This window comes from Arthrobacter sp. 05N428_2 (assembly GCF_056397065.1).
This window is the reverse complement of the sequence record NZ_JBFTMR010000004.1, coordinates 98,539-113,294: the sequence shown is the minus strand read 5'-3', so window position 1 is coordinate 113,294 and position 14,756 is coordinate 98,539. Positions and strand designations below refer to the sequence as shown.

General features: G+C 61.6%; 13 protein-coding genes and 3 pseudogenes. 9 read left to right on the top strand and 7 right to left on the bottom strand.

The features are described 5' to 3' along the window. Window positions 1-646 precede the first annotated feature (646 nt). From AC1DGI_RS05370 to AC1DGI_RS05360, 3 genes and pseudogenes are all read left to right on the top strand, one after another. Window positions 647-796: pseudogene (locus AC1DGI_RS05370) on the top strand (hypothetical protein); the annotation flags it as partial. A 213-nt stretch (window positions 797-1,009) separates the two neighbouring features. Continuing rightward, window positions 1,010-1,951, top strand: coding sequence for a DUF2599 domain-containing protein (locus tag AC1DGI_RS05365; RefSeq protein WP_476898022.1), 942 nt, complete (start codon window positions 1,010-1,012; stop codon window positions 1,949-1,951). Window positions 1,952-2,550: 599 nt separating this feature from the next. Continuing rightward, a pseudogene (locus tag AC1DGI_RS05360) lies at window positions 2,551-2,742 on the top strand (Tn3 family transposase); the annotation flags it as partial. A gap of 283 nt (window positions 2,743-3,025) precedes the next feature. Here AC1DGI_RS05360 and AC1DGI_RS05355 read toward each other — a convergent pair. From AC1DGI_RS05355 to AC1DGI_RS05340, 4 genes are all read right to left on the bottom strand, one after another. Continuing rightward, on the bottom strand, window positions 3,026-3,637 hold the full coding sequence (locus tag AC1DGI_RS05355) for a recombinase family protein (RefSeq protein WP_441399815.1): 612 nt from the start codon (window positions 3,635-3,637) through the stop codon (window positions 3,026-3,028). Between the two features lie 101 nt (window positions 3,638-3,738). Continuing rightward, window positions 3,739-4,941, bottom strand: a complete 1,203-nt coding sequence (locus AC1DGI_RS05350; RefSeq protein ID WP_441399816.1) for a TniQ family protein — start codon at window positions 4,939-4,941, stop codon at window positions 3,739-3,741. Continuing rightward, on the bottom strand, window positions 4,938-5,855 hold the full coding sequence (locus tag AC1DGI_RS05345) for a TniB family NTP-binding protein (RefSeq protein WP_441399817.1): 918 nt from the start codon (window positions 5,853-5,855) through the stop codon (window positions 4,938-4,940). The genes AC1DGI_RS05350 and AC1DGI_RS05345 overlap by 4 nt, the downstream gene beginning before the upstream one ends. Beyond that, window positions 5,849-7,522: a Mu transposase C-terminal domain-containing protein gene (locus tag AC1DGI_RS05340; protein ID WP_476898021.1), complete on the bottom strand. Its 1,674-nt coding sequence runs from the start codon at window positions 7,520-7,522 to the stop codon at window positions 5,849-5,851. The genes AC1DGI_RS05345 and AC1DGI_RS05340 overlap by 7 nt, the downstream gene beginning before the upstream one ends. Before the next feature lie 355 nt (window positions 7,523-7,877). Here AC1DGI_RS05340 and AC1DGI_RS05335 point away from each other — a divergent pair, with 355 nt between their 5' ends. Beyond that, entirely contained in the window at window positions 7,878-8,759 is an 882-nt protein-coding gene (locus AC1DGI_RS05335; protein WP_476898020.1) for a hypothetical protein, read from the top strand. A gap of 203 nt (window positions 8,760-8,962) precedes the next feature. On the opposite strand, the gene AC1DGI_RS05330 is transcribed toward AC1DGI_RS05335, so the two are convergent. The 3 genes from AC1DGI_RS05330 to AC1DGI_RS05320 form a co-directional block, all read right to left on the bottom strand. Then, the gene (locus AC1DGI_RS05330; RefSeq protein ID WP_476898019.1) at window positions 8,963-9,412 is read right to left on the bottom strand and encodes an HNH endonuclease; all 450 of its coding nucleotides are present in this window, start codon (window positions 9,410-9,412) and stop codon (window positions 8,963-8,965) included. An 845-nt stretch (window positions 9,413-10,257) separates the two neighbouring features. Then, window positions 10,258-10,392 (bottom strand): hypothetical protein, encoded by a 135-nt coding sequence (locus AC1DGI_RS05325; RefSeq protein WP_476898018.1) that lies wholly within the window; start codon window positions 10,390-10,392, stop codon window positions 10,258-10,260. 451 nt (window positions 10,393-10,843) lie between these two features. Further along, window positions 10,844-10,993, bottom strand: a complete 150-nt coding sequence (locus AC1DGI_RS05320; RefSeq protein ID WP_476898205.1) for an HNH endonuclease — start codon at window positions 10,991-10,993, stop codon at window positions 10,844-10,846. Window positions 10,994-11,592: 599 nt separating this feature from the next. Between AC1DGI_RS05320 and AC1DGI_RS05315 the strand changes: the two genes are divergently transcribed. The 5 genes and pseudogenes from AC1DGI_RS05315 (at window position 11,593) to AC1DGI_RS05295 (ending at window position 14,708) form a co-directional block, all read left to right on the top strand. After that, on the top strand, window positions 11,593-12,225 hold the full coding sequence (locus AC1DGI_RS05315; RefSeq protein WP_476898017.1) for a hypothetical protein: 633 nt from the start codon (window positions 11,593-11,595) through the stop codon (window positions 12,223-12,225). A gap of 28 nt (window positions 12,226-12,253) precedes the next feature. Next, window positions 12,254-12,601 (top strand): annotated as a pseudogene (locus AC1DGI_RS05310) (CpaF family protein); the annotation flags it as partial. Continuing rightward, the gene (locus AC1DGI_RS05305) at window positions 12,601-13,455 is read left to right on the top strand and encodes a type II secretion system F family protein (protein WP_476898016.1); all 855 of its coding nucleotides are present in this window, start codon (window positions 12,601-12,603) and stop codon (window positions 13,453-13,455) included. The pseudogene AC1DGI_RS05310 and the gene AC1DGI_RS05305, both read left to right, overlap by 1 nt. 8 nt (window positions 13,456-13,463) lie before the next feature. Further along, a complete protein-coding gene (locus AC1DGI_RS05300) occupies window positions 13,464-14,393 on the top strand; it encodes a type II secretion system F family protein (protein ID WP_476898204.1) in 930 nt (309 codons plus the stop codon). Between the two features lie 66 nt (window positions 14,394-14,459). Next, window positions 14,460-14,708, top strand: coding sequence for a hypothetical protein (locus tag AC1DGI_RS05295; protein WP_476898015.1), 249 nt, complete (start codon window positions 14,460-14,462; stop codon window positions 14,706-14,708). Window positions 14,709-14,756: the final 48 nt, after the last annotated feature.

The window sequence follows — 14,756 nt, the reverse complement described above, 5'->3', positions numbered from 1 at the left end:
TGCAACAGGCCTAATATTCCTGGCTAGCGTCGTTTGTGCCGTCATAGTGCGAATGATGCTTCCGCAGACAGGGCCAGTAATCCATCTAATTCCCGTGATACTGGGCGTTGCCATCATAGTGCCGATGGTGCTGGGCTACCTACGAAAAGGGTAGATGACTAAGGAGGAAGCGCAGTTGAAACGCGCGATGCGGCGCCTGCTGTGTCATCTCGTGCGCAGTAAGCTGACGCCTTTTACAGCTTCACGTGGCCCAGCCCAAGATTCTCTCGGATCCGGCCCGTCACGAACAATGGAACAGGATCCGGCGCTAACGGCCCTCGCTCATGTTGGGGGCGTAAAGACGCCGTTGATGGCCGGCTGAACGGTTCCCGTGTTTTCGAAGCGGCATTGACACTTGAGATGCCCCGGCCCCGGGAAGTGTCAGCCGCCGGTCACGAGTCCGGCCAGAGCCTGCCGGAGGGAGTGTGGTGCTAGTTGCAAACGGAAGTGCTTTCCGGATAGGGCCGCTATCTGGGGTGGTTTGTGAAAAAGTTAAATTTCCGACGCTAGCGCGGTTTTCCGCAAAAATGGGCATCCACCGACTTGCAATCTGGACAGTTTGTGCTTGGCAGGTGAGATCCCGGAACTTCACCAAAGAATGATTCCCGTGAACGAACTCGTCGAAGCCGCCGACGAAAAGATGCTGCCTAAGACTATCTTCCGCTACGGGCGCGTGGACCTGCTCACGTTCAACGGCACTATCATCGAAACCGGCACAGACTCCTACCGACTTGCACACAGCCTTAGATCGAACTGATAGACCGCTAATAAGTCACGAACTTGCTGAGGACGAACCAGAATAGGCGGACTGCAAGTTCCGGCGAAGGAATTCCGGTCCTAAAAATGACTCGTCTGAACCGGAAATCCAGCAGATCTGAGACGGCCATTCGGTGTGACAAGTCCTCGTCAAACAAACATGTTATGGTGACTCGACTCGGCACAGGGGGTGCCGAGTTCAATTGGGGGAACTATGACATTACGAAGGAAAATCACGTCACTGACCGTTGGAGCCATAGGCTTCGCGCTGTTGCTCGGGCAAGCCGGACCGGCCGGCGCCGCTCCCGACGACAACGCTCTTAGGGCTATTGCAGCTGTTTCTCCAAACGTCCAGTCCCTTGGCAAACAGGGCATTCGCGATAAGAAGGTGGAGGTGCCGACCGATTCGTCGGGTGTTGTGAAGATAACTGGCCAGAAGGGCCAGTCCCTTTCGATCGGGCTTCCCTTTGCAGAGAAGTCGGCGACAGCGCGACCCATTGGAAACGGGGTAGTGTCCTACGACAATGGCAACGGCTCAGCTACGGTCCCCATCCCACAGGACGACAATTCCGTCGCCATTCACACAATTATCGAATCGTCGGCAGCGCCCTCCCGATACCAGTATCGAGTCGACATACCCGCGGGAGCCGCGATGAAGCCGAATGAGGATGGAAGCGTTGCGATCTCGAGAGCGGATGGTACGTTCTTCGGTGGCTTTGCCAAGCCATGGGCAAAAGATGCGGCTGGCGTCGCTCTGCCTACTCACTACGAAGTCCAGGGACGGCAACTCGTACAGGTCGTCGACCATTCCTCCCCAACCGTCAAGTATCCGGTGGTGGCAGACCCCTGGGCTGGCGTGGACCTGATCGACGGACTCCCGTGGATCACCTACGCTTCACAAGGAGGAGTGGTAAATCTCAACCCAACGGGCTGGGGGCGGTTCTACAACGGATTCGCAACCCACAACGCACACGTGGACGAGTTGCGCACCAAATTGGGTCGAATTGGTTGGAACCTCACGGGTACAATCCAGGAGCAATACCTGTGTCACGTAGTGGGCAATGTCTTCGAACCCGGCACCTACAACCTCGAGTCATGGCGACCGTGGATGTACTGGGGCGACCAGTTGAACCTGACGTACCGTTGTAACCCCTAAGCAGGATCAAGAGTAAGCAGGAGTTGCGAAAATGTCCAAGGCTGCGAAGGTACTTTTCATAGTCGCCGGAGTGTTAGGCGCAATCATGCTCCTTGTGGTTGCCTACATCTGGATCGGCTCGCAAGTGTTTGGGATAAACACCTCCCGACTTGATCCATCGCAAGGGCCGTCCTGGCCTATGGAAGTGATTGTTTGGTCCTTCGTCGGCGCGGTAATAGCCGCTGCCGCCGGAATCAGCCTGTCCATCGCCTCACGGCGAGCGTCGGCTAAGTCGAGGGCTTAGTCTGGGCGAACCATACTGAGCGGATAAGCCTGCGGGCGGTGTTCCAAGGCGGGACACCGCTCGCGGCTAAGCACGGAGGCATCAGGCACAGCTTCTGCAAAAACTGAACCAACCTCCGAGGACTGGGGCTGGGCTGTGGTCGGCCTTCCTGCCCGTCTACGCCAGCGCTTTTCTCGCTACACGCTAACTCCTACCAATTAATCGCTGAGCGCCACGAGCAGCTGCCACCCGACGGAAGACTGTCGCAACGTCCTTGGCCCTGCTTTCTGGACCGCATCAAGGCCGCACCTGGGTACCAGTCGGGCCGTCTCGGTGGGCTCCAATCAAGTTGACACAATCGGTCTACCTCGACCGCACCGTCGCCACCCTGACCAGCAACAGCGGTGACATCGACCCGGACCTCCTGCGGTTCCTTTCACCGCTGGGCTGGGAACACATCAACCTCACCGGCGACTACATCTGGCCCCGCGCCAAATACAGGCCACTACGACGCCCGGCAAAACCTTAGCGTCGCATATTTCACTTTTTCACAAGCCTGTGAGCCCCTATCTGAGGATGCCGCCGGGGGTGACGGTGAGACCTGCCGGCCGAACCGCAGACGTACTGTGGAGGGTTTATCCAATAAGACCGTTCGAGCGTTCGTTGATCATCAGCGGTTTCTGCGGCGGAGCCGCCTAGCAATTTACGGCCCCCAGGGCTGGGTCGCCTTGGTGGGTATTAGGGCTCCAATCGTTCTATTCGGCGCGATCGCATTGTGGACTGCCAGGGAAAAGTGTTGACGTCCACCTGCGCTAGCGCGCCAGCAGCTTCTGCCCGTCCGGGCGCAGTTCGCCGGTTGGTGAGACGTGTCGGTAGAGGGTTTGGCGTGTGATGCCGAGTTCGGTGCAGAGCTCGCTGACTTTCGTGTCCAGTTTTCCCATTGAGGCCATGGCGAGCCGGAGTTTGGCGGGGGTCATCTTGTAGGGCCGGCCGCCCTTACGGCCGCGGGCACGGGCGGCGGCGAGTCCTGCGATGGTCCGTTCGGAGATGAGTTCGCGCTCGAACTCGGCGAGGGCAGCGAAGATTCCGAAGACGAGCTTTCCGGAGGCGGTGGTGGTGTCGATGGCAGCGCCCTGCCCGGTGAGGACCTTGAGCCCGATGCCGCGTTCGGTGAGGTCATGGACGATGTTAACCAGGTGCCGCAGGTCCCGGCCGAGCCGGTCGAGCTTCCACACCAAAAGGGTGTCCCCGGCGTTCATGCCCTTCAGGCAGGCTGCAAGTTGAGGACGGTCGTCCTTCTTGCCTGAGGAGTGGTCCTCGTAAAGTTTCAATGGGTCGACGCCCGCGACCAGGAGCGCGTCGCGCTGCAGATCAGTGCTTTGCGACCCGTCCGCCTTGGACACCCGCATGTATCCGACCAGCATGGTCCAGACCCCTTGTCATTTATACGTTCGTTTAAGTGACAACGTGATTCCCGATTCGACCGGAATCGAAATATGTCACAAAACCCGTTATTTATTCTATGTCAGGCAAAGGGCCCCCGCTCATCAATGTGTGACAGGAAGTCGAGGGGTATCTGAAGCTCGGTGAAGGTTTGCCGGAGACCGCGCACGGATTCTTCACTCCGGCATCCGTAGCGTGCGAAGTTGAAGAGCTGCTGCGCGACGGCCGGCTCTTCTTTGGCTGCCTTGATGCAGACTTCCAGTGCGTCCGTTGCTTGTTTCCAGAGCTCATCGAGAGTGGGCTTCTCTTGAACGGCGGCGGTTGCTGTCAGTGGGCCGGGCCGGGTTCCGTCGCCGATCCGGGGGTTCGGTTCGGGGCGCAGGAGGTGCGCGGAGGTTCCCAAGGCAACCAGTGAGCCGGCTTCGATCAGTTCCATTGCGGCGGCTGCTGCTTCGAGCAGCTGCTGCTGGACCGGCCAATGGAGGGTTTCGAACGGTTGCCACGAATACAGGCCGGCCCGGAACGGGTGTCCGCAGTGTTCCCAGACACGACGCACGTCGTCCAGTTGTCGGCCATATCGTCCCTGGGCTGTGGTGAGTTCGTCCAGGAGGGTCCGCAGCAGCCGGAACCAGGTGCCCGCGTGAACCGGATACCGGGGCAGATTGACGGAACCGGTGGTTATCGCCTGCCAGGTCCGCCGGTCCATGAGGGACAACGACTCCGGAAGCCCCCGCTCGCCATGGGCTGGGGTTTTCCACAAAACGTAGTCAGGAGGGTGTCCTTCGTAGGTTTCAAGCCGGCGCCCATGTACCGGGCAGCTGGCCATGAGCGGCAATTGCCAGAAGAGCAGTAGCGTCGGGCCGGATTCCAGGCAGTCCGGGCATCCCCGCCGCGCCCCGGAGTCCGGGAGCCATGGCAACCACTTCCGCGGAGTATAGATAATGCGCCGCTTGGGCGGCAGGAGCACCGAGAGCTGGTGCGCATAGGTTTCGTAGGCGTCGGGGGCAGGGGCGAGTCCGTCGAAGAGCCATGGCACCCAGCCGGCCATGGTCATGGCGTTTACGCGGTGTTGGTCAAGACCGGTGCGCTTGGCGAGCTCTTCGAGCAGGTGCATCGGAGGGTTCAGATCCAGCTCGGGGTCGCTGAGTTCGCGGTGGCCGAGTCCGTGTTCGAGCAGCTCGTAGGAGTACATCCCGTAGCTGGCTGCGATCCGCCGGAGCCAGGAGGACAACGATTCCGTTTCTGCAGGGGCCGGGTGCAGAGGCCAGCGTTCCGGCGGCCTCATCTGAGTTCGCGTTCGAACTTCCGGCGCCGCACGCTGGGACCGTCGTATTCGGCCAGGGTCAGCGTCCGGTGGTTGATGGATTCTTCGCCGCTGTCCACGGCGGCTACTGCGGCTTCGGTCAGGAGCGAGGTGAGCTCCCCGATGGTGCCCTCGCTGCGGGTCAGGAGGTAGCGGGCCATGTCATCGGTCGCCAGATTCGAGCGAGTGCGCAGCGGGAAGGAGGAGCCGAAGCTGGCCAGCAGGGACGACAGGTCTGCGTTGGCCTCCCACAGGGGCAGGGTCATGGGCTCAAACCGGTTTTCGAGCTGGTCATCGGAGCGGACGGCGAGATAGGCCTCCCGGGTCCCGACCCCCACCAGCGGGATCCGCAGCTCGTTTCCCAGGAAGCGCAGCAGGTTCAGGAATTCGCGCCGGACATCGGCGCGGCCGGCCAGCACATTGTGCAGTTCGTCAATCACCAGGATCCGCACACCGACGCGGCGCAGCACGGCGAGGGTGAGCTGTTCCAGGTCAGCTACGCGCCGGCGCGGTCCCGTGGGCGCGCCGAGCGCGGCGAGGACGGCCGTGTAGAACCGCGGGATGGACGGTTCGGAGGGCATCTGGACACACAGGACGGGAATGTGTTCCTGATCCGCGGTGGAGTGTGCCGGGTGCTGCCGGCGGAACCGTTCGATGATCATGGACTTGCCGTTGTTGGTCGGTCCGATCAGCAGAAGGTTGGGCATGCGCTGTTTGCCGGGCCAGTCATAGAGTGTTTCGAGCCTGGTGAGCGTCTGGACCGCCAAGGGGTAGCCGATCCAGCGGTCCGCCCGGATGCGCCGGATCCGTTCCTCCGCCGGCAGTCGAGCCATGGCTTGGGCCCAGGGCTGGAGATGGGAGAGATCCGGCGGCGGGTAGTCATCGATATTCACCACTGCTCGACCTCGTCAAAAGGACGGGCTGGCGCCACATCATTCGTGGGTGGGAGCATTTCATCAGGTGGGGCCGTCGGGTTCTTCACGGGTCCGGAGGCCTGGAGGTGGCGCCGCCGCTGCAGCTCCCGGCGTGATCTGCGGGTTGCCCGTTGCGCCGTTGAAGTGATCTCACGCATCTGATCAACCATGCGGAACAATGCTTCCTCGTTGACCTGGTCATGTCCCTGCTGACGGAGCCGCGCCAGCGCCTGCCGGTGTTCCCACAACGTCACCGCCGGGTAAGAAACCGTGCGGTACGGGACTTCCGCATAGGCCGTCCCTTCCGGTTCCAGCACCCAGACCCTGCTGATGTCCCGCGGGTCCCGCCGGATGATGAACGTTTCCTCCCCGTCCCGCCGCGCGATCCATGGCTTGAGCACGTTCGCGAAGTAATGGACATGGTCGATGACGAAACCGGTGCGGGTGATTCGGCGCCGGATGACCGGCAGGAAATCGATGAGAAACGCTGCGGGGTGCGCAACAACAGGCTGCGCGCCGAACTCTCTCACGCCCTCTCCCCAGCGCCCGGCGGGTGTCTGGTTCAGGGATCCGTGAATACTGCCGTGGTAGCCGGCGACCGCTAAGGCCAGCCAGCGTTCCAGCTCCGTCAACGTCAGGGCGGCCATTCTGTCGGCATCGTAACCGCCCCGCTGTCCCGGGTTAGAGAAGGTTGTCCCGGGCAGTTCATGGACCCGCTGCATCACCGTGCCGACGATCCGCTCCACGATGCCGCCGTAGTGCGGGCGCCCAAGTGGCCGGTAGCTGAGTTTGATCCCGTGCTGCTCGCAACCGCGGCGCAACGCCTTGCTCTTGAACTCCGCAGCGTTGTCCAGGAACAACGCCTTGGGCTTGCCGCTCATCGGCCACGCCGCGTCCACGCCCAGGGCTTCCAGCCACGGCCGCTTGTCGCAGGCCATGTGCGCAATACACAGGCCCACCGACACCGCAGACGGTGCCTCCAGGGTCACGACCATTCCCAGCAGGCACCGGCTATAAACATCGATGGCAACCGTCAGGTAGGGCCGGCCGATGGGCTGCCGGTCCCGGTCATCGACGATGATCAGGTCAATCACGGTGTGGTCGATCTGGACCTGGTCCAACGGGGCCACGATGTCCGGAACCTTTCCGCCGGCCGACTGCAAGGCCCGGGCGGCCTCGCTGCCCTCACGCCTGCGCCTGACTTCCACCGGATGCAGCGCCTCGATCCGGTGGGCGACAGTATTCCTTGCCGGCGCGGCCAACCCCAGCGTCTTGCATTCGCGCACAATTTGGCGATGCACAACCGCCAAGGACGGCTTTTGCTTCGTCAGGTAAGTCTTCCGGATGACTTCACGAATTACGGCCTCCACAGGCTCCGGCAGGCGCCCGCCTCCCCGGCCGCCGGCGGACCGGCCCGGGGCCAGGTCCGTCAGCAGACCGGTGCCCTTTCGGCGCCGGCCGATCAGGGTGTAGACCTGCCGTCTCGACAATCCCAACTCTTCGGCCGCGCTGTCCGCCGCCCCGTGGGTGACCGTGACCATGGCCGCCAAAGGTGCAATGACCTCGTCCTGCCGGCGCAGGCGCTCCCACGCCTCATCCGACATGCCCACCAGACCCCGTTCCAAGATCTGGGGGTCATCCGATGTCATGACTGGCGCCGACGGTGCAGACGACTGTTGACCATGATTCAGGCTAGTGCAGGCGACTTCTGATGGAAATGCCAACAGTGCAGGTGACTTCTGACAAACGGATGTCAACAGTCCTGTGCACCCGGGCCATACTTCCGCATGAAGTGGTGCATGCGAGTTCTGAAAACGACAGATGTGTCTCGCAACCGAAGTGTCTTTTATCCCATGGGTTGAGAGACATTGTGCGAGACCTATGCATATCGCAGGACAAAGATGGGGGTTCTCACTGCCCTGGCCGGCCTAGCAGCTAACTGGACGGAGTCTTTAGGAGGATCAGAATGATGGGCATTTGACCCGCTACTGATTAGATGGAGCGATGACCACGCAACCTGCTAATAACGACGGTAAATCTCAGGACAATAATCCCGACGGCCAGGGACTAACTCTGTCTTGGGGTTGGCTTTCAATTGCCCTCGGAGTTTTGGCCTCTGGCTCCCTTGGAACTTTGGTGGTCGTGACTAGCATCAAGAATTTGGACACATTGTCCACTGTGGCCCTTGCGCTAGCTGTTATATCTTTTGCTGCTCAGCTGATCGTTACGACTGTGCAGAGTTATCAGTCCTCGCAGGTGAATGCGGACACGAAGTCGGCATTGGCTGATATGCGCGCTACGACCTCATCGCTGCTGACGAACCAGCGGGACCAGTTCGACAAGGTGCTACACGCAGCTCTGACAACCGCCATACCGGCGGCGGTTCAGGACGTGGAGCAAAATGACGATTCCGTTAGTGATGACGCCCTGTCGGCTGACCGCATCAGCGAACTGGAAGATCGCCTCACTGTCCGGTTCAACGAAGCGCTGGGATCATTCAAGGGGATTTCGTCGGTCAAAGCGCAGGTGCCCGCGCCTTCACGGGATTCAAAATTCTCGGAGCTGTTGAGTACTTACCCTGATCAGGAAGAAGGTGAGCCGGTAGTGGAGTCGCTGAAGAAGATGAGTGCGAGGGCCCTAGCTGCTATGGGTCAGGTCGGCAGTATTCTACAACGCAGTCCTCGTGCCGATCTCACTCTTCGGTTCAGGCGCACCCCTGCGGGACTCGGTCCGGGGCTGAGGGAACTTGTCGGCGCCGGGATGCTGAGGGAGGGGGAGGAAGAGGGCATTAGCCGGGCTGTGGTCCTCCAATTGACACCTGTAGGACTCATAGCCCTTCGGCTTCTTATGGGCGCTGGTGACAAACCGGACTGGGTAACGGTATGAATTGCCGGAAAGGGCTACTGGCGGCGCAGCCGCCACGCTCAAGGTTGTCCTTCCCGGATAAGAGCTGATAGGCGCGCTGCTTGTGGTGGCCGCGTGCTGTCGTAAGAAGAATGAGAGCGGCAAGGTCTCCTAGGCAAACCAAAGTGAGACCCGGGGGAGGGACCCCTGTCTTTATTCCGGTCCGCCCCGGTGGTCATAGCGCGTTACTCCGCGTACGGGTTAGAAGGCTTGCGGTTCTTCGCTCGGGAGGTCAGCGGCTTTCTCTTCATGGCTTGACCACCAAACAGTTCAGCTACCGCCGGAAATGCTGCCGGTCCAAGATCGTGTTCAAAGGGCTTTCCATCCAGCCCATAAGCGAAGGGTTGGCCGCCCGGTTCAGCGCGGCCCACAGGGAGGCCATTGAGCATGGCCCATGCCATCACACCCGGCTGCATGTGCGGTATGCGGGACAGATCTTGAAGAATGGTAGTGGGGTTGTCTTGAGACCTCCAGTGCTCAAGTTCGCTGTTTCGCCGTTGGGTCATCGGCATCAGGTGGTCCGGGCGCACACACAGGGAGTTCCGGCAGACGTGGTCCAGCGTTAGGCCAGGGCGGTGGCCTCCAACGAAGTAGCCGTATGAAAACCGGTGGGCAAGCCACTCAGGGTTGCCCACTGTGATGAGGCCATAACCGGGGCGTGGCCGGCTGTCAGGCCCTGGCTTTGCCTTGTTGCGGCGTCCGGTCCACGGCCAACACCCGAGGAAACCTGCATGGCCCTCCTGGGTAGGTGTGATCTCGGAGCGGAACTTCTCCAACGTGCGCGCTATAGCTTCCGGTGTGCGAACGGGTTCCCTAAGTAGGAGGGGCTCGTGCCAGCGGCAGTACCCCTGGCGCGAGTGGCCCCGGTCAAGGCGAGCGGTACAGTCTGACGCTTTGCACTTCGGCTTCTTCCTTCGCTGTTGCCGGTAGTGCTTCTCGCATAGGCCATTGGCGTAGTGAGCGGGTGGAGTTACATGCCGAGGGAGTGTGCTGAGGCAGATGGTGCAACGTCTGGGGTACTTCGCTTTCGGCCTAGCCACTGTCCTACCGATCTGTCCTATATAACTCCGACCAACGATCTTACCCGCACCTCGCTTAACCCAAGAACTGGGCGATCTTGAGAACGAAGCCCACTTTTTGGCGGGGATGGAGTTAGGGCATCCGGGTCTTTTTTGTTGCTGTCGTTACGGGTGGCCCCGGAGCCCCCAGCGGAGGGGCTGACGTGGGGTTGGCCGGGCCGGGCACCGTCCCGTGGCCGACCCGCTCTGTGACCGCTCGACCGGGCACTTCCCGTTACCACTGAAACGGCAGAGCCCCGCACCGAAGATGCGGGGCCCTGTTGGTTGAGCTAGCTACGATTGGTTGCGTTTCCAGCTCCGCGATTCAACGCTATAGATCGCCGTGAACGGGCGGGGGTGCTCTCTGGAGCCCCAGAAGAATCGCTCCTCGCCTTCCATGGGCTCGTCGTCCCGGATGCCCACTACTTACCTTTGCCCTTCTGGGCAAGGGCACTCGCAGCGGCGGTCTTGGAGGCGGCGCTGGTGCGCCCATCCCTCAGGACCTTGCTGGCAGCGGTAGCGGCTTTGGAACTGGTCTGCTTCGGGTTGGAAGCCATTGGTACTATCCCTTCACAAGCGGGATGCACAACACACCGGGGCCGACACGCCGTTCGGTTTTGAACCGACGCGTTCAACCCCTGTAGGGTTCTTGTTATATCTTCCGGATATTTCAAGCCCTCAGTCGTGCAACATTGAAACCTTACTCAGGTGCCGTGTTGCACCTGAGGTCGCTTGTTACCTTTATTCTATCGACTGGAACCGACACTTCCCATCCCGGGATTACATCCGTGTAGTTTCCCGGCGGGTTCCCGTAGGTAATCCACAGGGGCCACCCTGTCAATGTCTTGATTTCTGGGGCTAGGTGGATAAGCTGTCCACACCCTGTGGACTGCTCATGCACAAAATAAACCCCGGCGTGTCGCGTGTGCTCGGCGTGTCGTTTGCCAAGAGAGTGCTCGCATGCCTACCGCCAGGGAGCTTGGCGAAGATTCAACGCACGTGAGCGGGTCATCGACGCGTAGTCAGTCCTGAGGATTTGGACCTGTTGCAGGGGCCGCAAAGAATCTGAAGGTTCTCGGCATTGCTGCTGCCTCCCATTTTCAGGGGGATGATGTGGTCGTACTGTAGCTCCGCTGTCGAGCCACAGGCTCGGCACATACCCTCATCGCGAGTCCAGATGTACTGCTTGAGGTCGTCGGGGATCGCCCTCCGAACCGAGGAATTCCGGGGCGTCGCGCCCACAGCGACCGTAGCCTGTGCTCGGTCGATGTGCAGTCGAGAACGCTGCTCTCGCGACACCAGCAAGGCGTAAACCTCGTCTCCTGTGAGCCTATCGTTCTCCCAGTACATCCTGTTCCCAAACATCCAGTAGCACCTACCGGCCAGGGTGGTGACTTTCAGCGGGCGTCGGCGTTGGAAATCCATACGCTCTGCGAACTCTTCTCGCGTCCATTTGCCTAACTCATAGACGCTCTTGCCGATGGTGAGTATTGCTCGCCCTCGTCCCGTAAAGAAGCTCACCCGCTCCTGCGAGTACGTGACGTTATCGGCCCTTCGAAGCATCCCCAAATACCTGTCTGATCAGTCAGCCGGAGAGGCTGACTGCCACCGGTCTGAATGAAGTTGAGCCTACTACTCGGCCTGAGAAAGTCACGAAAGTTCTGAACTGTGCCTGAAGCTGGTCCGGTAGATCGAAGTTTAGGGGACGCAGCAAAGTTGCTTCCGCCACCACGAACGCCGTGTGCTTTGCTATGTCTATGGCCGACCTTCTCGCACTGCTTGCAATCATCGTGACCGTCCTAATCGGGCTCGGGGCTATCGCGGTCACTATATGGCTGGATAGGAAACGACATCCCAAGCGTGAGTTCGCGTACTCCGTACAAGCAGCTCCACTTGTTAGCTCCGGGGCAAAGGGACTTGAGGGGTTGACTGTTTCCTACCAAGGGGAGCAAATCGACCGACCATATCTCGTTAACCTGGAGATCAGTTCCAGAGGTCGAGCTGACATATCTTCGTCAAGCTTCGATGCCGGTAAGCCCGTCCGCATAGACCTGCAAGTCCCGATCTTGGCTGAGATTGACCAGCGGGCAACCCTGCAGACCGTTGACGCACGTCTGGAACTGGTGGACGAGTCTCTTATTGAACTGGCACCTTCACTCCTGCCCAAGGGTATGACCCTGCGGGCGTCTTACATCTGCGAAGGTAAGCCAAGCCCGAAGTACAAGATTCCTTTGCCAGACATAACTATTCGCGAGGGGCAGGCCAACACTTTTCTAGGCTATTTTGCCTCCGATCAGCCCCACTGGGCTGCTACAGGGGCCCTGGTTTCTGTGGTCAGCTTCTTGGTCTCGGTGCTCATCTTTGTCTTCTCGCCGTCCCTCCACCCCTGAGCTATGGAGTGTGCATGAACATGTTCCGGGAATGCCTGGCATGTGTACCGTCCATGCGAACTCGGCCCACGACGCGGTCACCAAGATCTGCACGCTGCCGTTACTCGCCGGGGAAAACATCTCATCCGCCTTCGTTGTCCCCACCGTCGCCTCCTGCATCGACCTGGTGGTCCACTGCAGCCGGCAGGCGAACGGACGCCGGCAGGTCACGGAGATCCTCTCGCTGGGTCGCCGGGTGGAAAACGGTGTGATCGAATCGTCCATGGTGTTCGACATGGCCGCCGGTCAGCTCGAACCGAGGGCGAATTCAATGCCTGCCGCGGAGAAGTTCGCGCGCTCCGGGTACGACGTCGCGGCGCTGCTGGAGGCGCGCTAATGGCGCCGCTGTTGGGGGTACTCGGGGGTGCCGGACTCCTGCTGGTCTGGTGGTCGGCCTGGGAACGGCCACCGGCGCCTGAACGCCGGCACAGAGCCGGCCGGCTGGAGGACCTGCTGCGGGCCGCCGGCATCGAAAAAGTCAGCAGGCTCGGCCTGATCGCAACATGCTGCGGGGTGGGTGCCTTCGTGACGCTCGTGTTCTTCGCCGGCACCAGGTCCTGGCCGATCTCCGGCTGCTTCGGTCTGTTTAGCGGCTGGTTGCCGCTGGGCATCGTGAAGTGGCGGGCCCGGAAGCGCATGGCCGTGCTCCGCGAGTTGTGGCCGGACGTCGTGGACCACCTGCGCTCGGCGATCCGGGCGGGCTTGTCGTTGCCGGAGGCGCTGATCCAGCTGGGTGAGAAGGGGCCCTCCGAGTTGCGCCCGCTGTTCCGTGACTTCGGTGCCGACTACCGGTCCGGAGGCCAGTTTGACCCGGCATTGAACCGGCTGAAAGAACGGCTCGCCGATCCCGTGGCGGACCGGATCGTTGAAGCGCTCCGGCTGACCCGGGAGGTCGGCGGCTCGGACCTTGGCCGCCTGTTGGGGACCCTCGGCGAATTCCTGCGCGAGAACGCGCGTACCCGCAGTGAGCTGGAGGCTCGGCAGTCGTGGACAGTCAACGCAGCCCGGCTCGCAGTGGCCGCGCCGTGGATTGTCCTGGTGCTCCTGGCGAGCCGGCCCGAAGCTGTGGCGGCCTACGACTCGCCTGTCGGCGCCGCAGTCCTGGTCGGCGGATTGCTCGTCTCGCTTTTTTCCTACGCCGTCATGCTGCGTATCGGGGCCCTGCCGCAGGACGAGCGGGTACTCCGGTGAGCGGGCTGATGGCGAGCGCGGTGGCCTGCGGAGCCGTCCTGGGCGGCGGTCTCTGGCTACTATTGGTGCGCTTGCCGTTCCTTCGTCCCATTAGCTTCGCGGAGCGGATCGGACCACAGCTAAGATCGCACGCCACGGAATCCCGTCTGTTGCGCCCGGCTCCCGCAAACGTCACGCCCTTCGGCCCACTGGAGCGGATCCTGCGTCCGGTGTTCCGCGACTGGGGCCGGGCGGTGGGCAGGCTTAGCCCTGGTTCCTCGGCACTGAACCGGAGGCTTGCCCGGGCCGGCGGCACGAAGTCCTCGATGGACTTCCGCGCGGAGCAGCTGATTTGGGCGGTCGGCGGATTCGTGGCCGCCGCGGTGGCCGTGTTGTTGGGAGGAGCCGTCGGACGGTTCAATCCGTTGTTTGCGGTGCTGATCGTGCTGGGCGCAGGCCTCGCCGGATTCCTGCTGCGCGATTACACGCTCGGTGGCCAGGTCAGGAAGCGGGAGGCCCGCATGATGGCGGAGTTCCCCAGCGTGGCCGAACTCATGGCGCTGGCTGTCAGCGCGGGCGAGAGCGCTACCGGCGCTCTGGACCGGGTCTGCCGAAGGACCCAGGGGGAACTGTCAAAGGAGTTCGCCAAGGTGCTGGCCGATACCCGAGCAGGCAAGCCGCTGGCCGATGCCCTGCAGGAATTTTCGTCCCGCACCGAACTCGGACCGCTGGTGCGCTTTGTGGACGGGCTCATCGTGGCCGTGGAACGCGGGACTCCGCTGGCGGAAGTCCTGCGCGCGCAGGCCCAGGACGTTCGTGATACGGCGAAGCGTGACTTGATGGAGTCCGCCGGAAAGAAGGAAATCGGCATGATGGTGCCGCTCGTCTTCGGTGTGCTGCCGCTGACAGTGGTGTTTGCCGTCTTCCCGGGGCTGGCGGCAATCAGCCTGGGACTTTGAGTATCCGCATAAGGGAACGAGTAGAAAGCGCAACGTTTAGACAAACATTTAAAAAAAGGGGAAACAGTGAAGACACTTGGTATCCGCACGATATTAATGGCCAGCCTGGCGGGCCTGCTCTTCGGGCGCTCCGGCAGCCCCGGCACGCGAGACCGGGGGCCGACCCGAGGCCAGGACCCTGGCGAGCGCGGCGACGTGCCGGGCTGGGTGATGATCACGCTGATGTCGGCCGTCCTCGTCGCCGCGTTGCTGGCGCTCGCGGGACCGGCACTGGAGGGGCTCTTCAACCAGGCCATGCAAAGAGTCGGGCAGTAGGCGGTGGCTGCCGCCGGCGCGTCCGCGCGGGAGGCGGTGGAAGGACCG